Annotated in this window: 25 protein-coding genes and 1 pseudogene; 18 read left to right on the top strand and 8 right to left on the bottom strand. The window is 47.5% G+C overall.

Annotation, left to right across the window (positions count from 1 at the left end; translation table 11 throughout):
• Window positions 1-513: 513 nt before the first annotated feature.
• A complete protein-coding gene (gene rlmH, locus BMY78_RS19230) occupies window positions 514-993 on the top strand; it encodes a 23S rRNA (pseudouridine(1915)-N(3))-methyltransferase RlmH (RefSeq protein WP_072733920.1) in 480 nt (159 codons plus the stop codon).
• 111 nt (window positions 994-1,104) lie between these two features.
• Here rlmH and BMY78_RS19235 read toward each other — a convergent pair whose 3' ends face one another.
• Window positions 1,105-1,605, bottom strand: a complete 501-nt coding sequence (locus tag BMY78_RS19235) for a VOC family protein (RefSeq protein WP_090902711.1) — start codon at window positions 1,603-1,605, stop codon at window positions 1,105-1,107.
• Between the two features lie 270 nt (window positions 1,606-1,875).
• Here BMY78_RS19235 and BMY78_RS19240 point away from each other — a divergent pair, with 270 nt between their 5' ends.
• The 13 genes from BMY78_RS19240 (at window position 1,876) to BMY78_RS19300 (ending at window position 14,397) form a co-directional block, all read left to right on the top strand.
• On the top strand, window positions 1,876-2,262 hold the full coding sequence (locus tag BMY78_RS19240) for a MerR family transcriptional regulator (RefSeq protein WP_062327780.1): 387 nt from the start codon (window positions 1,876-1,878) through the stop codon (window positions 2,260-2,262).
• Window positions 2,263-2,321: 59 nt separating this feature from the next.
• Window positions 2,322-3,146 (top strand): NAD(P)-dependent oxidoreductase, encoded by an 825-nt coding sequence (locus BMY78_RS19245; protein WP_090902713.1) that lies wholly within the window; start codon window positions 2,322-2,324, stop codon window positions 3,144-3,146.
• A gap of 163 nt (window positions 3,147-3,309) precedes the next feature.
• A complete protein-coding gene (locus BMY78_RS19250) occupies window positions 3,310-3,885 on the top strand; it encodes a TetR/AcrR family transcriptional regulator (RefSeq protein ID WP_090902716.1) in 576 nt (191 codons plus the stop codon).
• Window positions 3,886-4,221: 336 nt separating this feature from the next.
• Window positions 4,222-5,073 (top strand): SDR family oxidoreductase, encoded by an 852-nt coding sequence (locus BMY78_RS19255; protein WP_090902718.1) that lies wholly within the window; start codon window positions 4,222-4,224, stop codon window positions 5,071-5,073.
• Window positions 5,074-5,125: 52 nt separating this feature from the next.
• On the top strand, window positions 5,126-6,184 hold the full coding sequence (locus tag BMY78_RS19260; RefSeq protein ID WP_090902720.1) for an FAD-dependent monooxygenase: 1,059 nt from the start codon (window positions 5,126-5,128) through the stop codon (window positions 6,182-6,184).
• A 73-nt stretch (window positions 6,185-6,257) separates the two neighbouring features.
• Window positions 6,258-6,581: a putative quinol monooxygenase gene (locus BMY78_RS19265; protein ID WP_013312741.1), complete on the top strand. Its 324-nt coding sequence runs from the start codon at window positions 6,258-6,260 to the stop codon at window positions 6,579-6,581.
• Between the two features lie 93 nt (window positions 6,582-6,674).
• A complete protein-coding gene (csaA, locus tag BMY78_RS19270) occupies window positions 6,675-7,007 on the top strand; it encodes a chaperone CsaA (RefSeq protein ID WP_090902722.1) in 333 nt (110 codons plus the stop codon).
• Window positions 7,008-7,500: 493 nt separating this feature from the next.
• Window positions 7,501-8,022, top strand: a complete 522-nt coding sequence (locus BMY78_RS19275; protein ID WP_090902724.1) for a TetR/AcrR family transcriptional regulator — start codon at window positions 7,501-7,503, stop codon at window positions 8,020-8,022.
• A gap of 254 nt (window positions 8,023-8,276) precedes the next feature.
• Window positions 8,277-9,701, top strand: a complete 1,425-nt coding sequence (locus BMY78_RS19280) for a DHA2 family efflux MFS transporter permease subunit (protein ID WP_256222285.1) — start codon at window positions 8,277-8,279, stop codon at window positions 9,699-9,701.
• A 494-nt stretch (window positions 9,702-10,195) separates the two neighbouring features.
• Window positions 10,196-11,239 (top strand): SRPBCC family protein, encoded by a 1,044-nt coding sequence (locus BMY78_RS32585; protein ID WP_256222287.1) that lies wholly within the window; start codon window positions 10,196-10,198, stop codon window positions 11,237-11,239.
• Complete coding sequence (locus BMY78_RS19290) at window positions 11,240-12,796, top strand: multicopper oxidase family protein (RefSeq protein ID WP_256222224.1); 1,557 nt, start codon at window positions 11,240-11,242, stop codon at window positions 12,794-12,796.
• Window positions 12,797-12,833: 37 nt separating this feature from the next.
• Complete coding sequence (locus BMY78_RS19295; RefSeq protein ID WP_090902727.1) at window positions 12,834-13,355, top strand: TetR/AcrR family transcriptional regulator; 522 nt, start codon at window positions 12,834-12,836, stop codon at window positions 13,353-13,355.
• Between the two features lie 88 nt (window positions 13,356-13,443).
• Window positions 13,444-14,397 (top strand): NAD(P)H-binding protein, encoded by a 954-nt coding sequence (locus BMY78_RS19300; RefSeq protein WP_177185837.1) that lies wholly within the window; start codon window positions 13,444-13,446, stop codon window positions 14,395-14,397.
• A gap of 520 nt (window positions 14,398-14,917) precedes the next feature.
• Here the strand turns inward: BMY78_RS19300 and BMY78_RS19305 are convergent.
• A complete protein-coding gene (locus BMY78_RS19305; protein ID WP_090902731.1) occupies window positions 14,918-16,348 on the bottom strand; it encodes a MocR-like pyridoxine biosynthesis transcription factor PdxR in 1,431 nt (476 codons plus the stop codon).
• A 209-nt stretch (window positions 16,349-16,557) separates the two neighbouring features.
• Here BMY78_RS19305 and BMY78_RS19310 point away from each other — a divergent pair, with 209 nt between their 5' ends.
• On the top strand, window positions 16,558-17,106 hold the full coding sequence (locus tag BMY78_RS19310; RefSeq protein ID WP_090902733.1) for a pyridoxamine 5'-phosphate oxidase family protein: 549 nt from the start codon (window positions 16,558-16,560) through the stop codon (window positions 17,104-17,106).
• Between the two features lie 236 nt (window positions 17,107-17,342).
• Here BMY78_RS19310 and BMY78_RS19315 read toward each other — a convergent pair whose 3' ends face one another.
• Both BMY78_RS19315 and BMY78_RS19320 read right to left on the bottom strand, forming a co-directional pair.
• Complete coding sequence (locus BMY78_RS19315; protein WP_090902735.1) at window positions 17,343-17,912, bottom strand: DUF4062 domain-containing protein; 570 nt, start codon at window positions 17,910-17,912, stop codon at window positions 17,343-17,345.
• Between the two features lie 206 nt (window positions 17,913-18,118).
• Window positions 18,119-20,143, bottom strand: a complete 2,025-nt coding sequence (locus tag BMY78_RS19320) for a right-handed parallel beta-helix repeat-containing protein (RefSeq protein ID WP_090902737.1) — start codon at window positions 20,141-20,143, stop codon at window positions 18,119-18,121.
• Window positions 20,144-20,416: 273 nt separating this feature from the next.
• On the opposite strand from BMY78_RS19320, the gene BMY78_RS19325 reads away from it, so the two are divergent.
• Window positions 20,417-21,502, top strand: coding sequence for a 5-methyltetrahydropteroyltriglutamate--homocysteine S-methyltransferase (locus BMY78_RS19325; protein ID WP_090902739.1), 1,086 nt, complete (start codon window positions 20,417-20,419; stop codon window positions 21,500-21,502).
• Between the two features lie 108 nt (window positions 21,503-21,610).
• Here BMY78_RS19325 and BMY78_RS19330 read toward each other — a convergent pair whose 3' ends face one another.
• Together BMY78_RS19330 and BMY78_RS19335 are read right to left on the bottom strand one after the other, a co-directional pair.
• A complete protein-coding gene (locus BMY78_RS19330) occupies window positions 21,611-22,063 on the bottom strand; it encodes a HEAT repeat domain-containing protein (RefSeq protein WP_090902740.1) in 453 nt (150 codons plus the stop codon).
• Window positions 22,064-22,203: 140 nt separating this feature from the next.
• Window positions 22,204-23,223, bottom strand: coding sequence for a zinc-binding alcohol dehydrogenase family protein (locus tag BMY78_RS19335; RefSeq protein WP_256222288.1), 1,020 nt, complete (start codon window positions 23,221-23,223; stop codon window positions 22,204-22,206).
• A gap of 196 nt (window positions 23,224-23,419) precedes the next feature.
• Between BMY78_RS19335 and BMY78_RS33410 the strand changes: the two are divergent.
• Window positions 23,420-23,580: pseudogene (locus BMY78_RS33410) on the top strand (LytTR family transcriptional regulator); the annotation flags it as partial.
• Between the two features lie 13 nt (window positions 23,581-23,593).
• Here BMY78_RS33410 and BMY78_RS19340 read toward each other — a convergent pair.
• Window positions 23,594-23,983: a winged helix-turn-helix transcriptional regulator gene (locus BMY78_RS19340; protein ID WP_090902743.1), complete on the bottom strand. Its 390-nt coding sequence runs from the start codon at window positions 23,981-23,983 to the stop codon at window positions 23,594-23,596.
• Window positions 23,984-24,130: 147 nt separating this feature from the next.
• Here BMY78_RS19340 and BMY78_RS19345 point away from each other — a divergent pair, with 147 nt between their 5' ends.
• The gene (locus tag BMY78_RS19345) at window positions 24,131-24,649 is read left to right on the top strand and encodes a DJ-1/PfpI family protein (RefSeq protein ID WP_090902745.1); all 519 of its coding nucleotides are present in this window, start codon (window positions 24,131-24,133) and stop codon (window positions 24,647-24,649) included.
• 124 nt (window positions 24,650-24,773) lie between these two features.
• Here BMY78_RS19345 and BMY78_RS19350 read toward each other — a convergent pair whose 3' ends face one another.
• Window positions 24,774-25,748, bottom strand: coding sequence for a YndJ family transporter (locus BMY78_RS19350; RefSeq protein ID WP_090902747.1), 975 nt, complete (start codon window positions 25,746-25,748; stop codon window positions 24,774-24,776).
• Window positions 25,749-25,763: the final 15 nt, after the last annotated feature.

Here is a 25,763-nt window from a genome sequence, read left to right on the forward strand (position 1 = left end):
CGTGGAGTTGGGCTTGGATCGTAGGGGCTAATGTGGAATTAGGCGAGAGTAGGAGTTAAAGTTAGGTAGGTGCCAAGTTCCGAGATGGGAGCCAGCTAGGTTGTAGCAACGGTGCAAGGTGCAGGTAATCGAAGCCTGGGCATGGGAGAAAGTGACGTTGGGTAACCTTGATGTGGGTAGGGACGTGGATGTAGACGAGCCTAGTAGCTCTAATGAACCTGATACTTCTTATTCGTGGCAAATACCGTCTGGTTAAAATCTAACGAATCGTAGACACGTTACATTACTGAAAAGGCCTCGAGACAGGTGGGAAGAGCTCGTTTTGAATGGGATAGCGTGTTTCAGATTCGTTAGATTTTAAAGGAGCCGAAATGAGGCTGAGTAAGGTGTGTGGGGTTCGTTAGAATTGGAGAGATATGTAGTAAAGGTAACACAGTTGGAACGAATGATGCTGTGAAGCATCTACTTATAGATTATTGCGAAAAAAAGATAATTTAGGAGGAATGAATCTTCATGTTGATTCAGATTATTGGCGTAGGCAAACTGAAGGAAAAATATTTGACGCTGGGCATTCAGGAATATGCCAAGCGGCTCGCCCCGTACATCAAATTTCAGATGATCGAGGTCGCAGACGAAAAAGCGCCCGACACCCTGAGCGAAGCTGAGGTGCGGGCGGTGAAGGAGCGCGAGGGTGAACGCATCCTCGCGCATGTGAAGAGCGAGGCGCATGTCGTCGCGCTCGCGTTGGACGGCCAGCTCTGGAGTTCCGAGGAGCTGGCAACAGAGATCGACAAGCTCGGCACGTATGGGACGAGCCATGTCGTGTTTGTCATCGGAGGAAGCCATGGGCTCTCCGATGAGGTGCTGCGCCGCGCGAAGCAGCGCTTGAGCTTCGGGCGCATGACCCTGCCGCATCAGCTCATGAGGCTGGTGCTGGTGGAGCAGATTTATCGCGCAGTGAAGATTAATCGGAATGAACCGTATCATAAGTGACGGCGAAAAATGGCTGCAAAAATCCTCTTTCTGAAGGTTCAGCTTTAGCTTTCTGCTCATAATGTAAAAACAGTACAGTGGCATACTCTTATTGGCGTCGCGCTAAATAACTTAGCTAGTTTTCACATCCTTCAATAATGGATTAAAGCTCTTCTGTGCATATTCCATAGCATCGATATACTTTTGCTGTTTTGAACGCTCCACCATTTCTTCAGGACTAACGTCCTCTATTTTAGATGTTATCCACCATATGTTTCCAAATGGATCAACCACTCTTCCCCCCCGCTCCCCCCATGCCTGGGTTATCACTTTCGTCATGGATGTAGCGCCGGCTTTTATGGCCTGATCATAAAATTCATCGCTATCATCTACGTACAGACGAATAAAGCAAGGAAACGACGGCCATTCGGCAGGAGAATCGAACATTAGAATTTTTGAATCGCCGATGCGTACCTCTGCATGCCCTATACTTCCGTCAGCATTGTATACCCGGCCAAGTTCCTGTGCATTAAATGCGGAAACTAAAAAGGCAATCAATTTTTCTGTGCTTTTTGTAGTGATCCAAGGGGTAATGGTACGGTTCTCAGTTTGCGACATTTGGTTCTCGCTCATTCGGCTCAACCTCCAATGATTGAATTCGATTGGATTGTACCATGGGTAACTTGACAACATTATGTCATATTCTTAAAGAAAGAGGAGTAATAGGATGAGATCGACTGATGAATCTCCATTATTATGCTTTTCATGCAACCCGTTCGAGTAATGGGGGTGAACCTTATCATAAATAAGGGCAAGTTTAGGTGAATTTACATTTTCCATTTCAAATGCTATCATGCAAACATGACGTTAACGTCATATTATGTCTTGAAAGGAGTGTTCATCATGAACCGCATGCGCATTGGAGATTTGACAGAACGAGCAGGGGTAACCCAGCGCACGGTTCGCTATTACGAGAGCATCGGATTGCTTCCTTCAGGCGAGCGCGAAGGCAATGGTCATCATTACTATACGGAAGAAACGGTTGCTCGTCTGCGTAAGATTGATCAGTTGAAGAAGCTTGGCCTAAGTTTGGAGGAAATTCGGGACGTAATTGAGCTTTACTTTACGGATACGAGCGGGGTGCTGCCGAAGCGGAAAGTCCTCGGCATACTGCGCCAACATCTGGACGACACGGATCAAAGGCTTGAAGCGCTCGGGCAGTTCCGCAGCGATTTGCAGTCACATATAGAACGTTTCGAGCGATGGCTCGAGGCCAATGATAGCGATTAATTTTTTTTGCTCTAAACATGACGTTAACGTAATGTTTAGCATTTAAGGAGGTTAAATTCATGAGAGAAAACATTGGATTTATCGGACTCGGACTGCTCGGTGTTCCAGTCGCTTCCAATCTGCTCCAAGCAGGATATGCATTGACCGTATACAACCGCACCCCAGAAAAAGCGGAGCCGCTCGTGGCCCAAGGTGCGCTGCAGGCGGTCCGTCCAGCTGACACCATGACAACCGGCGGCATCGTCGTCACCTTGGTTTGGGACGATGAAGCATTGGAAGACGTCGTCAAAAGCGAAGATTTCCTAGAACGCCTGGGCATAGGCGGTATTCATGTATCAATGAGTACGGTGTCGCCGGATACGGGCAGGAAGCTGGCGGATCTGCACGCGCGGCATGGCTCCTTCTATGTTGAGGCGCCTATCTTTGGACGGCCGGAAGCAGCCGCTGCCAGGCAATTGTGGATTCCAATAGCGGGTCCCAAGGAAGCAAAGGAGCGGATCCGGCCGATGCTGGATGCGATGGGAGCTAAGGGGATTTTTGACTTTGGCGAGGAAGCCGGTTCGGCTGTAATCATCAAACTGATCGGTAACTTCCTTATTGTCTCCGCCGCACGCTCAATGGAAGAAGCACTAGGAATAGCTGAGCGCAGCGGTGTTGATCCCACTGCGGCGGTTAATATGCTTACGAGCACACTGTTTACCGCCCCAATCTATCAAAGCTACGGCAAAATGATTGCCGAAAAGTCAGCATCTTTATCCGAAAGCAAAATTCCGCAGAAGGATGTCGGTCTCTTTCTGTCGGCGGCGCATAGCGCACAATTCCAGGCTCCGCTTGCCAGCCTGCTGTTTGATATGCTAGAGAACGGAGATCGGAGCAGACCCTAAGGAAGCGGTCGATATTATTCCTAATCTCAGCCAATGAACAAAACAATGAGGAAGTTAATCTGAAAGAAAAATGCTCAGTACATTTATTGGCTACAGGGATAATGGTCACCGATGTACAACCTTCGTCATGGACATCCGCATATAGCACTGCTATAATGGGCGTATGAACACATATGATAAAATATTGGCAGCTGCTCTTCAGGTACTCGAAGAGGAGGGCGGAGCTCAGTTCTCGACGCGAGCCGTAACTGCGATCGCGCAGGTTACGGCTCCTACGCTCTACCACCATTTCGGCAATGCCGATGGACTTCTAAGTGCAGCTATAGTGGAAGCATTCAAACAGTTATTTGAAAGCAAGATTGCCGCAGTGGAGTCCACCATTCCAGAGATGGCTCTTCGTCAAGGATGGGATGACTATGTCCGCTTCGCGGCAGCCCGTCCTCGGATTTATGCAGCGATGATGGGGCGGTTGCTGGAGGGCGCCCATATCGAGGCGGCAGATCATTCGTACCAAACACTGGTGCAAAATATTCAGAGAGTTGCCGCCGAAGGTAAACTGGCTGTGTCAGCTCAGGCTGCGGCAGATCTGGTCTGGGCTTCCGCCAATACGGCCTCTTGGCTCTATGTGACGGCCCAGATCCGTAAGGCACCCCCACCCCAACCCGACGTCGTTGATCTCATTCGGGAAAGCGTAATGCAGATCATTTTGATCCAAAGGCCGGACGCCGATTTAAAATGAGGGATTCGATGACAGAGCCTGGAGACTCCAGGCAAAGCCCCAATTTAGAAGACGCATAATAAAGATCGCCTATCCAACTGGACCTCCAGAGGATGGCGATCTTTTTATGTTTGGAGGATGCGAGCTTTAGTTCGCTCGGATTTGTGTTGTGTGATAAGTGAAATGTAGTACGCCGAGTGCATCACGCACCGCCCGCTAAAACGATGTTCAGGCCGCAGGGCAACAATTTAGAAAATATATAGCACCGCTATATACAACTTTGTATAGCGGTGCTATAATACCTGTATAGCGGTGCTATAACGTGATCCATATCTTATCAAACCTAGGAGGGATACTATGTCATTCAAAACTCAAGAACTGGTCGTCGTCACAGGTACGTCCAGCGGTATCGGCAGGGCTACCGCCGAGCAGCTCGCCGATGAAGGATTTCACGTTTTGGCCGGGGTTCGTCGTCAGGAAGACGCTGACAAAATCAGACGCAAAAATATCGAGCCGGTGATCGTCGATGTTACCAACATCGACACACTAAAGGCACTGGCCGAAAGGGTGGAGCAAGATCCGCTTGGTCGCCCTTTGCGGGCAGTGGTCAACAATGCCGGCATCGCCGTTAATGCACCTCTTGAGATGGTTCCGCTCGATGAATTTCGCCGCCAGATCGAAGTCAGCGTGATCGGACAGGTCGCGGTTATTCAGGCGCTCACCCCGGCCTTGCTGAACAGCGGCGGGCGCGTAGTTAATATTGGTTCAGTTGGCGGCAAGGTCTCCATGCCTGGTTTCGGGATATATTCGGCAGCAAAGTATGCTATGGAAGCGATCAATGACAGTCTCCGGAGGGAGATGTCCTCGTTTGGCCTCAAGGTAATCATGATCACCCCGGGTGGCGTAAGCACTGGCTTGTCGGAGCACGGGATTACGACAGCGGAGCGGCTGGCCAAGTTGATGACGCCGGACCAGCATCGACGCCATGATCGTCTTTTTGACGCCGTGAAGGCTCAGGCTGAAACGTGGGCAACGGACGGTATCCGCCCTGAGAAAGTGGCAGCAGTGATTTCACGCGCAATCCACGCAAGAAAGCCACGAACCCGCTATACGGTCGGTCGCGATTCGGCACTGCTGACCCGACTGGTCCGCATTCTCCCAGACAAACTCCTCGACCGGATGCTCCGCAGCCAGATGAAGCTGCAGTAACGGCAGTTTCAGGAATCCTCTTGGACAGAAAGCTAAAATGGGGGAATGAAATATGCCACAAAACAAGTTTGAACATGCCATCATTGTAGGTGGATCTTTAGGTGGTCTAATGATGGGGCTTGCGTTATCTCGTTCTGGTTATACAGTTACCATTCTTGAACGTGCAGATTCATCATTAAGAAATGGTGCTTTTATTCGTTTGCAAACAAAGCCTTATAGTAATAGTGAAATTGAACGAGAATTAAGACACTTGGCATCCAATGGTAACAACAATGTCGAAGCCTGGTCAGCCATTCAAGAACGTTTGCGCAATGCGGTTGCTAAAGAACCGGGTATTACCCTTCGGCATAATACACGAATTGTTAGTGTTGGGCAAAATGAATCATCTGCTTGGGCTACCAGTGAAGAGGAGCAGACGTTTAAAGGTGACTTTTTGATTGGCGCAGATGGATATCGCAGTATTGTCCGCCGCTATTTAAACCCTGACAAACCATTTGCAGATTATGCTGGTCATCTGGTTTGGGTAGGGAAGGTGGACGAAGAACTGCTGCCAAAGAAAGACTGGAAAAAACGGAAACTTTCGAGTGCTTATTTTAAAAATAGTGCTGCTGGTACATTAACAACTGCGGTGATGCCAGGTATAGAAGGGGGAACTAATCCTGGCCAGCGATGGATTGGCTTTTGCTGGTTTGATCATTCGCATAATCATTTGCTGTCTGAATTAGGTGTATTAAAGGGAGGGATTGCCCAGCATTCCTTATACGGTGAAGATATTCCGGATTCGCTACTAGAAGAACTATCACAAACCAGCCAAGCCAATTGGAATAAAGAAGATGATGCAATTTTGCAAATCGCGATTAAGGACCGCAGTTTGATCGGGGCACCTGTTAATGAATACATCCCTAATATATTGTCAAAAGGAAGAATAGCCATAATCGGCGATGCAGCTCATACCATGTCACCAATGACTGGCGCAGGCTTTAATGATTCACTTGATGATACGGTTGCCATCATGGACTCCATTAAACAGTATCCGAATTCGATAACCAAAGCTTTGGGTGAATACCAAACACGGCGTTTAGATGTGGTTCGTCAAGATTTTCAAGCATAAACGGGGAATTCCCCCATTTGAGAAAACGGTAAAGCAAAAAATACGAAGTATTTATAAATTAGGAGGAATTAGTATGAACGATACAAAGAACCGTTACGTTACTGTACTCTGGGAGGCGAGAGCTAAGGCAGGGAGAGAAGCCGAGATGAAGGCCTTCATGACTGCTGCTGTCACCCCGTCTCGCAACGACCTGGGCAACATTGACTACGAGGCTCACGAGGTAGAAGGCCAGCCTGGCACATTCATCATCTACGAGCGCTGGGAAAACCGGGATGCCCTCGATCGGCACCTGAGCGCCCCCCGGATGCAGGAACTGGTGCCCCAGCTCTTAGAACTGATGGAGGGATCCATTGAGGAAGGGATTCGACTCCTGCAGCCGTTCCGCCCAGCGCAGTAAACGCAACACCGAGCGGAACTCATTAAGTTCTGCCGGAAAGCGTGAGAGATATTTTCGTGAGCGGTTAAAGACTTTAGTGGAGGAGGCAAAACGTTGGCAACGATTGATGATTTCGCAGCACTGGATATTCGTGTCGGAACGATTAAGGAAGCGGAGTTTTTTGAAGAAGCAAAGGTCCCTGCGATAAAGCTTAAGATTGATTTTGGACCGGAGATCGGGATGAAATCCTCAAGTGCACAAATAACTAAGCGTTACAAGGTTGAGGAAATTGTAGGGAAGCAAATTATAGGAATCGTCAATTTTCCTCCTCGGCGCATTGCGGGATTCAAATCGGAGGTATTAGTTTTGGGAGGAGTCCCGGAAAAAGGAGATGTTATTCTATTGAAGCCGGATACTGAAATACCTAATGGTACTCCTATTGCGTAAAAATAAGGCTGTAACCTAAATTGGGCGATGTAGGTAGTTGTAAAGTCGATCTTTTAACTGAGTATGGGGCCTTTGTAAAGTTTGGGAAGAGTAGTGCTTTTGTAAGTCTACAGCAATAGCTGGAGAACTTATTGCCCCATTATTTCTATCTATATAAATAGTCATGTAGTGGGTAAAGCGTAAGGTGGAATTAACGGTGAGTTTGACTAGTAGTTAACAAAGATACGACAGGAGCGCAGTACACTAAATCCGGTCGTATCTTTGTAACAATCATTCAGCTAAAGGGCAGTTTAGCCCAATAGCAACGTTTGTAAATCATATTGTATAATATTACATATGTATACTATAATCGATCTTGTCCCGGTGCCGTAGAGATACGGATGATTCCGATCGGCACTCACGGGACTGTTGCAGACCGATTTGCATCGATCCGTCGGCCATTGTATACTTTATTTATTATTGATCAATCACTATCGACAGGAGGAATTAAAGGATGGCTAAATCCGAAGCAACGTCAGTCAATCGCAAATCGGACATTATATCCGCAGCGATCGAAGTGTTCGCGGAAGCCGGATATTACCGAGCTACGACAGCGCAGGTGGCGGAACGGGCGAACATCTCGCAGCCCTACGTATTCCGATTCTTCGCGACCAAGGAGCAATTGCTGCTGGCCGCGTTGGAGGTCTCTTGGTCTCGGGTGATCGAATCGTTCCGCCAGGTGGTGGAGACGACTTCGCTGGAATTGCTGGAAGCGAAGCTTATTCAAGAGTACGAGAACATTCAGGCGATGTACCAAAACGAAATGTTCTTGCAGATGCAAGCACAGACCATTCGGGAGGAAGCAATCCAGGACACGATGCGCAACGGGCTTAAGGGTGTTCGCGATATGGTGCTGACCGCTTTCCGTGAAGCCGGTATCGAGAAGCCCGAAGAGCGGACGATGCTGTTCCTCGCGCGCGGAATGCTGTGCAACGTCGCCGTCGCGATTAACTTGCCTGAATTGATGAAAGGGTGAGGGGTGAAATTTTTCTAAAATTGTTATTGATCAATTACTAACATTCTGATATAGTGAAATCAACAAGTTAGTAATTGATCAATCACTACCAGAGAAAGCGAGGGATCAAGCACGATCCACCTGTTGGTCACGAGTCGAGCAACAGTGGGTAAAGGGACTCTAATAAATACGGATAAGCGGTTTGGCGGGTCGAATATTTTTTTGAAAAAGTGTAAGTGATTAATCAATAATAGGAGGGGATTCTTATGAGTTTCATGGTTCAATCGGCAATCGCGAATTCTCGCGCTGTTTCACTACGATGGTGGGCGCTGATCGCGCTGGCGTTCGCGCAATTCCTGGTCGTGCTTGATGCATCCATCGTCAATATCGCGCTTCCCTCTCTCGGATCAGAGCTTCACCTCAGCACAACTACTCTGAGCTGGGTTATTACGGCTTATGTATTGCCCTTCGGGGGCCTGTTGCTTTTCGGAGGAAGGCTGTCAGATCGGTTCGGACATCGAAGGTTGTTCATGACCGGAGTCGCCGGATTCGCGCTTGCTTCGGCCGCAGCCGGAATGGCAAACTCGGGAGCCTGGCTGCTCATGGCGAGAGCGATTCAAGGCGCATCGGCTGCTCTGCTGGCCCCGGCCGCGCTTGCTCTCGTCACGAAGCTGTTCGCGGATCCGAAGGATCGGGCGAAGGCGCTCGGCATCTGGGGCGCGGTTGCGGGTATCGGCAGCGCGGCGGGCGTCTTGTTGGGAGGCGTGCTGACGGCTTCGCTTGGCTGGTCCGCGGTGTTCTATGTGAATGTTCCTGTAGCCGCATTGGTTCTGGTGGCTGTTCCCTTCCTCATCGCCAAGGATTCGTTAGGCGAACGCCTTAGCCTGGATATCTCGGGCTCGGCTACTGTAACAGCCGGCATCGTAGCGCTCGTAGCTGCGCTCTCCGGGACAGAGCGGGTCGGCTGGACGGCTCCACAGACGCTGATTCTCGCAGGCTTGGCGGTGGTGCTGCTCGGATTGTTTCTCTTCCTCGAGAAGCGTGCTTCGAACCCGCTTATGCCGTTCGGCATCTTCCGCAACAAGTCGGTTACAGGCGGCAATCTAGCCATGTTCCTCATCGGAGGAGCGACGACGGGATTGTTCTTCGCGCTCTCGGTTTACATGCAGCAAGTGCTTCATTATGATGCGTTAAAAGCAGGCCTCACCCAGCTCCCGCTCGCCGGAGCGCTGGTCGCCATCGCCGGAGTCGTTCCTGCAGCGATCAAGGCAATCGGTACGAGCAAGACTCTGGCGGCATCGCTGCTTCTGTTAGCCGCAGGGTTAATATGGCTATCCTTTTCGCCTAGCGACGCTACATTCGCAGCTAATCTGCTGGGGCCATCTATTTTGATCGGGGTCGGACTGGGAGGCGCCTTCATCTCCGGAACGGAGCTTGCGGTTCACGGCGTGGCGGATGGGGAAGCGGGGCTTGCCAGCGGCTTGGTCAATACGAGCCAACAGATCGGCGGAGCCATTGGACTTGCGGTGCTGACAACGGCGGCGTCGGGTCGAATCGATCGCTTGATGGGCCGCGGCGTAGCCGAAGCGCAAGCATTGACCGGAGGATTCTCCTGGGTGTTCCTTGGAGCGGCCGCGTTCTCGATTATCGGAGCGATAGTGGTTCTAGCGATTGTGCGGAAACCTCGTCTTCCAAAGTAAGTGACTAATCAATCACAAGCTAATTGCAGTCGTATCGGCTAGGAACCAAGTCAACATGATTTAGAATCTCTAGATACCTTAACCTAGGAGTGATCAGAATGCTTAAAGCAATGGTAGTGAGAGCAGGCAGCGGGTGGGGAAAGGCGCTTGTTAAGCAATTAATCGGGGCTAATGTCGAAGTCGTTGCCTATTCGGGATCGCAAAGGAAGCTGGAAGCGCTGAAGGAGGCCTTTTCATCCTCATCGCTTCTGCGAACGGCGAGAGGAGAGGCCGGGAATCGGAGCAAGCTGCTGGCTGCCGCGGAAGGCGTTGACGTGATTTTCTGCGGGGTTTACTTGACCTACGATGATAACCCGGAGAAGGTACGGCGCATGCTGGAAGCCGTTCGAAGCGTCGCAGCGGCGACCGGAGCCAAGACGGTTACCCTCGAAGGGGTATATCTTCCCGCCGATGAGGAGGAACCGATGAACCCGAACCTTCCCGGCGCGACTTCCATGCGAATCTTCAGCCCGGAGTTGTACGGCGACGCCGTCTCCAACACGCTCATTCATTATGCGCTTCGCAAAATCGTTCAAGGGAAACCCGTCAAGCTCCTCATCGATCCGTCCGTCAGAAGAGACTACCTTTACGTGGACGATGCCGCCCGGTATGTTCTGGAATTGGCTTCGATGGAGTCCGCATATGGGGGGGATTGGCATCTGCGCGGCACAGGCCAGATCTCGCAAGCGGAGCTCTTTGACTTCACGAGCCCAGTCGTCCAAGCGGCACCGCGGTTCGAGCCAATCGGAGGGTGGCAGCGGCGACTGCTTCAGTTGTATGAGCCGAAGGTCAAGGGAATGTTGGATCGCTACGAGAAGCGCTGGGACGCTCTTGGAACATATGGCAAAGGTTATGGCGGCGTATCGATTTCTTATCAAGAAGGTATAGCATCAACGGTAAAACGCATGTTGGCGAAGTACAAAGTACAATCATTCAATTCCAAATCCAGCGAAATGAGGTCGTTGAAAATGAAAAAATCGAAAGAGGCAGTCGGCGTGACGGGATCAGAGAACACGGAAGGAATGTCTGTACGGGGGGGAGCAATCGATGTTGACCGGAACGCCCAGGTCATCGTCGACCTGTCCATTGAGATCGAGGCCTCGCAGGAGACCGTATGGGGGATACAGACTGGCATCGAGCAGTGGCCGACTTGGCAGAAGGACATCGCACAAGTGCGATTATCCGGACCGATCGCGATTGGCAGCACGTTCCGGTGGGAGACTCATGGGTTACAGATCGTCTCCACCATCCTTGAGGTTGACCCCATGAATCGTATCGTATGGGGAGGTCCGGCACACGGTATCGAAGGCGTCCATGTATGGAGCATCACCCCTACGCCTAAAGGAGTACTCGTGCACACCACGGAGTCTTGGGACGGCCCGCCCGTTGCCGCCGACCCCGACGGAATGAGCGCTGCACTCGAGGCCTCGCTTAGCGCCTGGCTCGCCGCTCTCAAAACGGCAGCCGAGAGCTTGCAGCTGACTTCGGGAGACAAGTAATTGACTAATCAATCATCGTGTGAGGTGGAAGAACTCTTGAAGAATAAAAGAAAAATCGGCAAACGCCTGATTTATATCGGACTTCCTTTGACTTTGGTGCTTCTGCTCGGAGCGGCGCTAAGCACTTATTTCTGGCAAATGAGGCTTCAGAAGCCAGAAGAGATCAACATGGCTCACCATCAGATGGCGGCTGGCATGGCCAGTATGACAAGCATGGCCGATATGACGGGCATGGAGCATATGGAGGGCAGGGAGTCTTCTTCTTCCGAAGAAGGCGGGGTATCTTGTGCTTCTATCACAATCCCGGAGTCATCGGCTCCGATCCGCAAGTTCGATCTGACGGCCGCCAAGACGACATTGAAGCTGGACAACGGCAAGACCGTCGAAGCTTGGACCTTCAACGGCATATCCCCGGGGCCGGAACTCCGCGTCACGGAGGGCGATCGGATAGTTGTTACTCTGCATAACAAGGACATCGAGGACGGCGTGACGATTCATTGGCACGGACTTGCGGTCCCGTGCTCGCAAGACGGCATTTCGGGAGTAACGCAAGACGCCGTGCCGCCGGGGGAACAGTTCACGTATTCGTTTATCGCGACGACTCCAGGTACGTACTGGTACCATTCCCACCAGATGAGCTCGATTCAGGTGAGCAAGGGACTGCTAGGTGCGCTCATCGTCGAGCCCAAGAAAGGTTCCGAATCCGATCCTTCAACATCTGAGGCAACGGCTCTCTATCAACAGCTAGGCTCTTCCATGCTGGTGAACGGAAGCGTGATCGGACTGTCGATCCCGGGCAAACCGGGCGAACAGGTCAGGCTAAGGCTGATCAATTCGGGCAATGAAACGATGGAATTCGGCGTCGACGGTGCACCCTTCCGGGTCATGGCGATGGATGGCCACGATTTGCATGAACCCGGACTACTGGAAGGGAAGATAGTTCCGATAGGAGCGGGCCAGCGTTATGATCTGCTTATCCAAGTTCCGGAGTCGGGCAAAGTCGTCGTCAGCAGCCCTTCGGCTAAAGGCTTGCCGGTTACGATAGGCAGCGGAAGCCAGCCGCAGCATAAGGAAGGGGGGCAGCTGTTCTCGTTCGTCCATTACGGCACCCCATTGCCTAACGACCCCGTCTTGCAAATCAAACCCGATCGGCACTATGAGCTTAAGCTCGGCCAAACTCTTTTCACCAAGTCAATTAACGGGAAGTCCTTCCATGAGATTCCTCCGATGACCGTGAAGAAGGGAGACCATGTTCTCATTACCGTAACCAACGAAGGCGGAGGAGACCATCCCTTCCACCTGCACGGGCACGTGTTCCGAGTCTTGAGTAAGAACGGCTCTGCCTTGCAAGGCAGCCCGGTTTATCTCGATACGCTTCTGACGAAGGAAGGCGAGACCTACGAGCTGTACCTGGAAGCAGACAATCCGGGCCTCTGGATGATCCATTGCCACAACCTCAAGCATGCCTCGATGGGCATGAGCATGATGCTGAATTACGAAGGCATTACGACGCCATACCGGGTAGGAACCAAGTCAGGCAATCTACCCGATCTATAACTAAAGACTTTCGTTATTCGCAAAGGAGCTTCATGTCATGACCAAAGACGCGAAGATATCCATCAACCGCCGAATCGACATCATCTCTGCGGCGATTGAAGTGTTTGCCGAGACCGGTTACTACAGAGCCACTACGGCACAAGTCGCGCAGAGGGCACAAATCTCGCAGCCTTACGTGTTCCGTTTCTTCGCCACGAAGGAACAGCTGCTGCTGTCAGCGCTTGAGGTATCTTGGCTGCGAATCATCAAGTCCTTCCGCCAAGTAATCGAGTCCGCGACTTCGGAGCGGCTGCAAGCCGAATTCATTGAAACCTACGAGAAAATCTCGGAGAGCCACCGTAATGAAATGCGCCTGCAGATGCAGGCGCAGACGATTCAAGAAGTCCCGATTCAAGATGCCATGCGTTATGGGTTCCGGGAGGTGCACCGAATGGTGCTTGAAGCATTCCGCCAAGCGGAGATCTCGAATCCCGAAGAGAGTACGATGCTGTTCCTAGCTCGAGGGATGCTGTGCAACATTGCCGAGGCTATCCACTTGCCGGAACTGAAGGATAGTTAAAGAGAGCGGGCAGTGCTTTAATCCAGTTAGTAATCAATCAATAATTAGTCAATAACCAATGATATAAAGGAGCAGTGATGAAATGACGATGACAAAGGCAATGGTGATTGGAGCAACGGGCGGAACGGGAGCCGCGATTACGGAAGAGCTGGTAAGAAGAGGGGTCGATACGATTGCATTCGGGCGCTCACGTCAGAAATTAGAACAGTTCGCAGCTCGGCTAGGCAACCCTGGGCATCTGACGCTTGTCGTAGGGGACGCGATGCGACCCGAGGATATTGCTTCTCAAGCAGGCGGCGCGGACGTATGGTTCCATTGCGCGAATGTTCCTTACCATGAGATGGCGAGCAAGTTGATTCCGCTGGGCGTGTCGGTGATGGAGGCGGCTGAGCGCATGGCTGTCCGAGTCGTCGCGATTGACGGTATTTACCCTTACGGCAGGAGACAGGCTAACCCGGTGACCGAGGAGCATCCCAAGCAACCGCATACTCGAAAAGGCAAAGTTCGCTTGGAATATGAACGGATGTTATTCAGCAAGCGGTGGAACCGGGCCAAGGTTCTGATCGCCCGTCTGCCCGATTATTACGGACCTACGGCCAACGAAGCTTCTTATTTGGGCTCGACTCTGGAAGCAATCGCGGCCGGCAAGATGGCGTTCCACATCGGCAATATGCATACTCCTCGCGAGTTCATCTATCTGCCGGACGCAGCGGCAATGATTGTCGAGTTGGCCGGCAAAGACTTCGCCTACGAGCAAAATTGGAATATACCGGGGGCCGGGTCGATCGCTGGAAGAGAAATCGTGAAGATCGCGCAATCGGCGAGTGGCAGCGTCAAACCGGTCATTCCGTTGAAGAAGCTGGGCTTGTCCCTGCTCGGAATCGGCTTGCCCGTCATGAAGGAAGTCGTGGAGATGCTTTACTTGACCGAAGAACCGTTGACTCTAAGTCGAGACAAGTACGAACGACTCATCGGTCCGGTCATTGCAACCCCTTTCCAGGAGGGAATCGCCTCAACGATAAAAGCACTGCAGAGGAAATAAAGGGTTGCAGAATTGTGATTAATTGATCACTTTTGACCTGAAGCCAATTTTGTTGCGAAAAGCTTGGAGAATGTTGAAGAAGCAATTCTTCACAGCGCTAATCGACGGCATCCTGCTGCCTGCCCTCAAAAACCCGCAAAGGCAGGCAGGATCACAGCCCTGGAACCGGGTATAAAGGATTGGCGGTTAAGCGCTTCGGCTAATGATTCGCCGATAGACCCGTTAGACTGAACCGTATCATAAGTAAGGCGAAAATTTGAAATAATTATCGGAGCTTGCAATTGAAGGATTCATACAATACGGCAAACAAAAACTGTTGACACACCCCCCCTCAATCGATTGAGGGGGGGATGATACCCAGAAAAAGAAGGTACCGGACAAACTTGTTTTTTATATCATTGTTTGCCTATGGTTTACATGCTTAGCGATAATCTCCCCATTGAAGGCGAAATTCTTGACAACGGATATGGTTGCAACCATTTGTCTCTTTTGCTTTCTCCTCAATTCCCACATGATGACCCTATAGGATCAACTCCGCAAGACGATGAACCCCCTGCTCAATCGATGCTTCATCTACTTTTGCAAACCCCAACACCCATCCTTTTCGTTTGCTTTCCAAACAATAAGGTCGAAGAGGGTATACACGTATTCCCTTTTGAAGAGCTAACTTAGTTACAGTGTCTTCGTCGTATGACTCTTCAGCTTCAAGGAGCATATGCAATCCCGTTTCTACCCCACTTAGTGTGAAACGCTCTCCCAAACCACTTGCCACTATAGCTTTTGTCATGGCTTCATGTCTTCGTCGGTACACATTTCTGACTCTTCTCATATGGCGCATAAAATGCCCATTCTGGATGAAGTGGGTTAGAGTCAACTGGTCCATAATCGGAAGATGGCGGTAAATCAGCTCCTGTACCCTGGCTAGTTGAGCAATGGCCTCCACAGAGCCAACGATAGCCGAAATACGAATGCCTGGAGCAATCATTTTAGAAAAACTCATGAGGTACAAGGTATTATTAGGTGCCTGGCTAAACAGCGTTGGAAGTGGTTCGCCGCGATATCGAAATTCACTATCATAATCGTCCTCAATAATCCAGAATTGTTCTTGAGCAGCCTTATGTAACAATTGTTGCCTACGCGGCTCCGACATAACGACTCCGACCGCGCACTGGTGTGAAGGGGTTGTAAAGATCAGTTTGGATTGCGGGTGAATATGCTCAACCACTAGACCATACTTATCCACGGGAACGGGCACCACATTCATACGCCGGTATTTCATCGCCATCCAGGCAGCTGGAAAACCGGGATCTTCTACAGAGACAGTGTCTCCGTCAGCTAAAAGCGATTGTGCGATTAAGTCAATGCTATGCTGAGCTCCTGAGGTCAACAGAATCTGATTGGTTTGGATATGGATGCCTCGTTCAAGTGATAAATAACGCTGAATCTGCTCACGTAATGGTGTGAAACCACAGGGATTACCGTAAGACCAGTTGGATAAATCCATTGCAGCGGATGCGTGCAGAAGCGATTGTCGCCAGTTCTTTTGAAATTGTCCGTCTACATAGGGTTCATGGGGACTAAAATCAATATCCACGTCAGGATGTTCTTGGCCTTCGAACCAGTCGTGTAATTGATCGACAGCCGAGTTCAACAAAGGAAGTGAGGGGGGAATGGGGCCATCTGCTATTATTTCCTTTGTTGATTCAGTGACTTGTTGCCATTTACTAACCCGCGTCCCTCCTCGGCGAGATGTAACCGTATAGCCTCGACTTAGCAATTCCTCATAGACGATCTGTATTGTTGAGCGAGAGACACCTACCATATGAGCAAGTTCGCGGGAAGGAATCAGCAATTCCCCTGGCGCCCAGATCCCGCTCATAATATTATGAATCGCTTGATCAAGCAATTGCTGCCAGATTGGTCTCTTGTCATTACGATTCACTTTCATCATCGTATACACCTCCAGATAGAAGTTCCAATTATAAATGCTCATTATGGATTGCTTATAACCTATATCTTTGGATGTTTTAATGCAATCCATTCACTGATATACTACCGTAATAACCCTGATATTTGCAATCTAGTCGTAGCTGCACTCTAGAAGAGTATCGGGGTTTAGAGTGGGATGAGTGTGTTATGAGTGAAAGGAGAGGTTTAGAAATGAATTCGGTTCGTTACAAGATCAGGGAATGCCGGGATCAAGAGAAAATTGAATGTTTCCTTCATCAGGCGAGAATTGGGTATCTTGGGTTGGTTGATGGGACCCTGCCCTATGTTGTACCGCTTAATTATGTGTGGGCTGAGGAGAAGCTCTATTTTCACGGGGCTGGAGATGGAAGGCGTAATCATGTCATGAGTGAAAATCCAGAGGTATGTTTTACGGTATGTGAGGAATATGGGACCATCACTGACCCGGTACCTGCCAAAACGGATACGGCTTATATGAGCGTAATGGTATTTGGGCAAGCAGAGCCAATCACTGATTTGGATGAAGCCACCCATGTACTTCAGGAAATGATCAATAAATACGTACCTGGCTATTATAACCGCCCCTTGTCGAAGCAGCATGTGGACAAGTATAGGTCGGCCGTATTCGGCGGACCGGTTCAAGTGTACCGTGTTATTCCGCACCATATGACGGCAAAAGAAAGCCCAATTGAAGCAGAAAAAATGTATAGAACGGTTATGAATGGCGGACGAGGGATTTAACGACAAGATACCGTTACGACTTGCGTTAAGCTAACGTGTGCGGTAGTTCAATGAAAAGTGAACACGTAAGAGGTCACCTGGGCATAGCATTCTGGCTATGGAAAAGAAAGAATCTTCGCTATGGGGTAAAGAACAAAGTGCGACCTCAAATGAAAGGTGAGGATTACCAGGAGCTTCGATTATTTAAAAAAATTGAAAAAGACGATAGCTGGGAGCTGTCGCCTTTAGACCAACTTTCATTTCATTTTCTCCAACTCCGCCTTTAATCTTGCATTCTCTTCCAACAGCTTTTGGACTTCCGGGACATTCTTGCCAGAAAGCCAGCCATACAAATCCTCTCTTGCTGCATACTCCGGCAATTGATCATGAAGTACCATTTTAATGTGCCGTACATCTTCAACATAATAGATAGGGATTTGTTCCATGACGGATTGCTTAAATTCTTGAAACTTCTGATAGTATTCAATTGCTGCGAAGTCGTATGGCTTTTGTCTTAATGCTTCATCTGTGACAACAAAAGCAAATCTAGGTTTGCCCGCTTCTCCGGCATACTCATACTCCCAATGGGTATAGCTCTTGGATTCATCTTCAGGAAGTGTTAAACCATAGAATCCTCCGAGAATCAGGACATATACATCGGACTCGTCGATCCATCTCTTCCTAATTTTCATTGGACTTTCCTTGAAAAATTGCTCGATTCCCGCAGGGATATGACCAGCTTGAAGTACGGCTTCAACAGCGGTATGTCTTTCCTCAATAAGATCGTAGTAAGTAGACGATATGTAAATTTGTAGTTTTTTTCTCATAGGCCCACCCCATTTAAAGAATGAATATAATTAGAATCTAGCACTCTCTCACTTTATTTGTCAAAATGAACTGGGGTTGAAATGGCCGAAGGTTTTGGTTTCTTCTTTGTCACTGGGGAGTTCGTCTTTAAGTGTTGGAATCATTGATTGATATGAGTCAGGATAAAGATCCAATCATTTAGAATGACTGGATCCTCAATCATAAATTAAATTTCAAAATCAATCGTACCCTTTTCGGTTAATTCAAAGGGACCAGGTGTGACAACTGCATCGGGTCTCTTTGTTCCGAAAAAGTCGGAGTCAAAATGATATGGGCTGCTGTCCGGCTCCTCAAACTTCATGTTGGCATGATAAGTCTTTCCAAGCAGATCCGTGGTAACTAACATTGCAGAGGTTCCCCGAAGCAATTCGGGATCATGGATCTGAATGTGCACTTTGCCTAGTGCAGGATTCATCTCAATTTTTACGCCCTTCTGTGCAACTATCTTCGCTTGGGATTCGTGACGACTTGGAACCGCATCGTTAAGAAATACATTGCCACCCATAGCCACCGGAAGAACGGCATTGCCTATAAAGAGATCCTTCGCGGCATCGCCAAGCTCCATAAGCTCCTCTTTGGTGTATTCCCACCATTTCTTATCTTTCACATCAGGATGTTGATCGTAGCCGCCAAGTCCCACAGCATGCAGATAGCATATGGAATTGTCCGGAACCCCGTCCATGACCGTCTTCCCGTCCTCTCCAACTTCATCCCTTGGTTTAAGTGGAAGATGCTCAAAAAAGGTGATGGGCACAGGTTCCTTATTAGGATCATTGTCACCAATAAATATATTGTTGTAGTACCTGTCATCGCCCCCAGTGATATTGGAGTATCCGGCCATGGCCGTCTCGTGAGGGAAGTGATATGGCGTAATACGAGTAATTTCAGAACGGACTACAAATCGGCCTGCAAACAAATTATGAGCAAATGCCCCGCCCTGAGCCATATTTCTGAAATTCATCGGAGAGAGAAATAGATTGTGATCGACCATATACGGACCATGGCAAACCTCAACGAAGAGATCTTCCGAAAGGTTGTCAAAAAATACATTACGGCTGATGCGAGTGCCCTGTGCCTGCCAGTCCAGCCAAAGCGCACGGTAACAGCTATACATTATATTTTCGCTAATCTGAGTATCCAGTGAAGCATGCAGTTTAATTCCGGCTACTTCGGCACCATGTCTGAGTCGTTTGTGGTGAATATTATAAATACGGTTCTGAACAATGTGGCTGAAGGCTGCTCCCATATGACCCACAATACCTGCCTGTTCGCAATCATGAATCACATTACCTCGAACAATGTGACTGCCGACGCGATCTTTATGCCAGCCGGAGCGTAATGCTCGTAAAATAACCTCCTGCTCGCGTTGAGTGCCGCCTTTACTATGCTTCTCCAAAGACTTGGTGTGCCCTGTGCCGATTTCGGTACCCAGGCTAATACCAACGCATTTGGATTCACTGATGATATTGTTTTCAATAATCCAGCCCTTGCTCCAGTGAGGTCCAATCAATCCTTCCTGGTAGTCTGTAGGTGGCGCCCATTGGGGGGAGGCTTGACGAAGAGTAAAACCGCTTACGGTGATGTAGTTAATTCCCGCTTTCTCAGGCCAGAAGCAATAAGGACGTACATTAATTTCTACATTTTCCGTACGAGGGTCTTTTCCACCAAAGTTGGCCCAGATTTTGGTTGTTGTAGAACCAACCTCGGCATACCATTTTAACAATGAATCTTTGGGATACTTGGCTTCGGACCAAATTCCAGGGTTGTTAACGCTTTCAATGTTATCGCATTCATACAATGATTTGCCATCCAAATAGACATCGCCGAGATGAATCGGGAAGGGCCCGTCAAACAACCAGTCTCCACTGAGTTCAACTTCAAAGGGATTGCGAACAGAAAAGATGGAATTGAGTACTTCTGTACGCCAAACATCGTCTCCTTCAGACTTCCAGTTGGTAACCCGTTCAGCTCCTGTAATGACGACTTCGCCGTCTCCTGCGGATCGATAGACGATTCTATGCTCCGCTGTTCCTCCATTAGCCGGGTTAACCCATTCCCTGTATATTCCCGCACGAACAATAACTGTATCACCAGCCATGGCATGAGCCGCAGCGCGTGATATGGTACGAAGGGGTTGATCCGCTGTTCCTTTTCCTTGATCATTCCCATGTATGGATACATGATATTCCATAACAACTCTCCTTCTATTTTAAAATTATTGTTGTATCCAGTTATTATACTAGAAAATAAATATAATGGGAGAGATAGGAAGGTGAATGTTAGGCTAAATTGATACTGATATAAGGTAAACCACATCCACTACCCTATGAGGTTGTGTTTTTTGCTTTTGGGGTCTTTTAGCTATTGTTAAAAGCTATGACCAGTCATGCATTTTTCATATAACATGCTATCATTCCAATCATGCTATACTCAGTGAACCAAAAAGCTAGAAGGAGAAATAGTTATGATACCATTTCGTAATGATCATGTAGGTAGCTTTCTACGTCCTGCAAATTTAAGTCAGGCACGTGAACAATATAAATCAGGCAATATCACATATGAGGAATTAAGAGCTGTGGAAGATAAAGAGATTATTCGAATTATTGAAAAGCAAAAGGAAAATGGCGTATTGGCCGTTACCGATGGTGAATTCCGCAGAAGCTGGTGGCATTTTGATTTTCTGGATGGCTTGGATGGCGTAGAGTTATATGAGCAAATAGATGGACCAAAATTCCATAACATGCAAACTCGCAAGGGTGGGATTCGTGTTGTTGGTAAAGTTGATTTCTCGAGTCATCCCTTTGTTGAGGATTTTGTGTTTTTGAAAAAGCATGCAGGTGACGCAGTGGTGAAACAGACCATTCCAAGTCCCAACATGCTTCTATATCGGTTGGAAAATGGTGCCAATACCTATACGGATCGGGAGCAATTCCTTCAGGATACGATTGCGGCGTATCAAAAAGCCATTCAAGCCTTCTATGATGCGGGATGTCGATACCTGCAATTGGATGATACCGCTTGGGCAGATCTATTCTCAGAAGCTGGTCACGATAAGCTGCGTGCTAAAGGTCTGGAACCGGCGGAAGAGTTGAAAACGATGCAGCGAATGATTAATGAATCCTTGGCTCATAAACCGGCAGATTTAGTTGTGACGATGCATATTTGTCGTGGTAACTATAAATCGAACTATTTCTCAACGGGTGGTTACGAGTACGCTTCTGAAGTTATTTTTGGAGGCTTAAACGTAGATGGATTATTCTTAGAGTTTGATGATGAGCGCTCAGGTGGTTTCGAGCCATTACAATATGTGAATCGAAAAGATTTGAAAATCGTACTTGGTTTACTCACATCGAAATCAGGCGAGTTAGAGGATAAAGAACAAATTAAGGCTCGGATTGCAGAGGCGGCAACCTATGTATCACTTGAGCAACTTTGTTTGAGCCCACAATGTGGTTTTTCGTCTACAGAAGAAGGCAATATTTTAACGGAAGAACAACAATGGCGTAAACTTCGTTATGTAAAGGAAATTGCAGAAGAAGTTTGGAATTAATCCATACGCTCTAACTTATTTCTGGTGGAAATCAAAATAATAAGAAATAAAGAAGCCACTCCATTTTTTGGAGTGGCTTTGTACTCAGCTATTATACGGTAACGGCGGCTATCTTCTACCTAGTGTCTCCCAAATTCCATGGAGCCAGGAGTCGAACTCAGCATCTTTGTCGCCCTCGTAAGTATCATAGATATCCAGACGTGTCTTTTGCAGTTTTTCCTTAAATTGCTCAAATGTGTGACCTTCGGGAAGGCTTTTTTTAATCCGCAGCAAAATTTTGTTAAGACCTTTAAACAAATCGCCTTTGTTTTTGGCAGGCATTTGTACATCTTCATCCATCTGCTTAAGCTTAAGATATGCGGCTTCGCGCACTTGAAACACTTGATCATTTTTCAAAACATAATGTAGTAACTGTATGGTAGGGGCTGTATCCCAGTTTCCCAATTCGTTCACTGCATTCAGTCGGTCTCTCCAGCTTGCCGAACGATTAGCCGCTCGTTTGAGCTCTTCAAAGTTTTCCGGTAGTTCGTTAATTGCTCCAATATCATGGTTGTTCGTCAAAGTTCAATCTCCTTAATCATCGCCATCTCGGCAGAATGATGAATGTTAATCAGGTAAACACCATTATACCACGAACCTGGCTAAACTACTTCATATAAGCCGATTGGTTAATCAAAAACCCGAAAGATGCAACCAGGTTTTTAAATAAAACCTTCCAGTACAATTTTACCAATCGTCCTATTGCTCTCCAAAAATTTGTGGGCTTGCCGGAGATTCTCTGCTGAGATGGGTCCAAGGACCTGGGCCAGTGTTGTCTTTAATTTTTGGTTATCCACAGCATCAGCAATACGATTAAGCAATAAATGCTGCTCAATCATATCATCTGTTTCGTAAACAGCGCGAGTAAACATAAACTCCCACACGAAGGTGACGCTTTTTTGCTTAAGCAATGTGAGGTCCAGCGGAGAGGTCGGATCATCAATTGCGCATACAACTCCTTGCGGAGAAATAGCTTCACTAATACCGGTCCAGTGTTTTTCCAAAGCATTCAGGCAAAAAATATAGGGAACGCTTGTAAATCCAATTGATTGAAGTTGTGGAAGGAGTGGCTCATGGTGATTAATGGTATAGTCCGCGCCCATTGATTTAACCCAGCTAACCGTCTCCGATCGGGAAGCAGTCCCGATTACAGTAAGCCCCGCTTGTTTTGAAAGCTGAGTGGCAATGGAACCTACACCCCCGGCTGCACCAATAATCAGCAGAGCCTTTCCTTTGTTGAAACCCGGATCTTGGGAAATAGACATTCGGGTAAATAATGCTTCCCAGGCTGTAATGGAGGTTAGGGGAAGAGCTGCGGCTTCCACAAAACTTAAGGAAACAGGTTTGCGCCCAACGATTCGTTCATCGACCAGATGGTATTCACTGTTTCCGCCTTGTCGTGCAATACTGCCAGCATAAAAAACTTCATCTCCCGGACGAAACAATGAACAGTCTGGCCCTGTCTCTTCGACGACTCCTGCCACATCCCAACCTAGAATTTTAGGAACTTCCTCAACTTTTTCCTTAGGCGCTCGTACCTTTGTATCAACAGGATTGATCGATATAGCTGTAACTTTGACCAAAATGTCACGACCTGTTGCTTTTGGTTTTTCAACAACTATGTCCACCAGGCTTTGGGGATTGTCAATTGGAAGGTAACGAGTTAATCCTACCGCCTTCATTGTAGTCACGATGAACCACATCCTTTCCTTATTAGTATGCCCTTTAATTAGTACTATATTGACATGATCACTATTAGACTTAAGGTCTTAAGCATAAGTGAATTTTAGTTTAATATAGAGGTGAATGAAGTGTTAATAGTATAGAAGATATCACCTTAAGTTCACTGCTAGAGTTCATTAGTAATTTTCGGATGAAATTTCGATTGCTGTTCTAATACAAAAGAATATATTCACTATTGGACAAGTAGCCAAATTGATTTGAAAAGTAGCGCCCGAGATCCTGTAAAGGAAGGAACGATTGCTCATAAAGCAAGGGTAACGAAGCAAAAGGTCTCAGAGTGTATTCAAGAAGCTGTCGAAGAGTAAGGGATTATTTGTTTGATTCCGGTATATCCATTTCTTTTATGATTTCTGCTATCCGATTTTTTCCCCATTCATACATCATTTCAACGATAGGAAGTAAAGTCATCCCCAATTCAGTCATGGAATATTCCACTTTGGGTGGAACTTCTGGATAAACCTCGCGATGAACTATTCCATCTTCCATCAGTTCTCTTAATTGATTCGTTAATATTTTATGAGATATTTTTGGAAAAAGCCTTTGGAGATCACTGAATCGATACGGTCCTTCTACACCTAAATGCCATAAAATAACAATTTTCCATTTACCACTTAGAATGGATAAGGTAAGTTCTTTTTCACAATTATAATCACCATTTATGATCTTTTCTTTAACTTCATCTCTAAACGTATCTGGCATAAGCTCTTACCTCCCTACTCGTATCAATTGTAACCTGTAGGTAACCTTCTTACACAAAAGTGCATACTTCACAGTGAAGAAAACAAGCAGTAGACTAAAATAGTCGTCTGACCGACAATCTTTTTCACTAATTAGGAGGAACTACAAATGAGTAAAAAAGCACTCTTTATTATACCACCAGAACGTTTCAATGAGGATGAATTATCTCAACCAAAAGCCGAATTGGAAAGCAACGGAATTGATGTGACCATTGCAAGTACAAAAACAGGTGAAATCATAGGGGATTATGAAGGCAAAGCAACTGCTGAGGTCATTTTCTCTGACGTTATTGCTTCTGATTATGATGTTGTATCAGTGATTGGTGGATCTGGTACGAACGATCATCTATGGGGGAATCAAGAATTACAAGATTACTTGAAACAAGCGTATACTGATAAAGTTCTGGTAACAGGAATTTGTGCAGGTGCGGTTACTGTAGCTAAAACCGGTTTACTTACCGGAAGAGAGGCTACTTGCTATCCAGTAGATGTACAAAAAGACCAATTAAAAGCGAATAAAGTAACATATGTTGAAAAACATGTTGTTGCTCATGAAGATATTATCACTGGCGATGGTCCGGATGGCGCTAAAGAATTTGGAGAAGCTTTAGTAAAAGCATTAAGCTAATTCTACATTTCCTCCTTGAATTTATATAATCGAAAGCCTACGGGATTCATTCCGTAGGCTTTTGGCACTTCAAAATCAACCTGAGTATGATCAAGCTAATCTATCACCTCGTGAAGAAAATCCGCTAGAGCCCCGATTGGTTAGCCTTTTCCTTAATGAAGTCTACCATAAACACCCAACCAATTAGTCCACATAAGACAAAACCAAACGCATGCAGAGATCCATAGATAGGAATAAAATCGAGTATGGTTAAGGAGTACATATTTTTCAGTAACGGATAGAAGATGGAAATGACAACAACCGTGTAAAAGGCTAGGCAAGAAAGGCCTAAGAAGAAGGCTGCCTTAATATCCAAAGCATTTTTCCTCAAGTAAGCAAGGAGATAAGCGGTGTATACCACAATATTGCAGGCGAACAAACTGACACCAATGTATTCAATCGGCTTGGAGAAAATCATACCAATAGCAATCAAGATGGGTCCGATGATATCGATGGCAACAACCCAGGGATACCAGCTTTTCTTCGTCATGATGCGTCCCAGTGCACCAATAAAAATTGGAACGATAGCAGATGAGAAATGGAAGTGGAGCGAGCTTAACGCGTGCGTTGCAGGATTAGCCTGGAAGAGGTTCAATTGATATTGATATAAGGTAAACCAAATGCCCCCGACAAAAAAATAAACGAGCCCCGCTCCAATCGCTACTTCCGCTGCTTTTCCTTTAGAGATCACGATAGTGGTCAAGCCATAGATACCAAGCAGCAGGGTAAACAGTAGCCATCCAAGGGACAGAATCCCTGGGATTGCCGTACTTTCTAACCCCCACATCTTACTACTCATTACCGAGGCCAGGGTAAAAAGCGCAGCGGGAAATTGAAGCCATTTCATAGCAGCATATATCATTCGTTGATGTTTATTCTTTTCGTCATGGTTCAAAAGTAAAATCACAAGAGGTACAATGACGAAAGCCGCAAACAGTAGAAATTTCTCAACAAGTTCGAATTGAAAGTAATCAAGATAAAATATCAGAATGGTTATGATTCCACCGGGAAACACTGGTGCTAATAATGATTTCATTAGTTGCTTCAAGGAACTATTCATGGGGTTTCCTTTCTA

The sequence above is a fragment of the Paenibacillus sp. OK076 genome (genome assembly GCF_900110055.1).
Lineage (GTDB): Bacteria > Bacillota > Bacilli > Paenibacillales > Paenibacillaceae > Paenibacillus.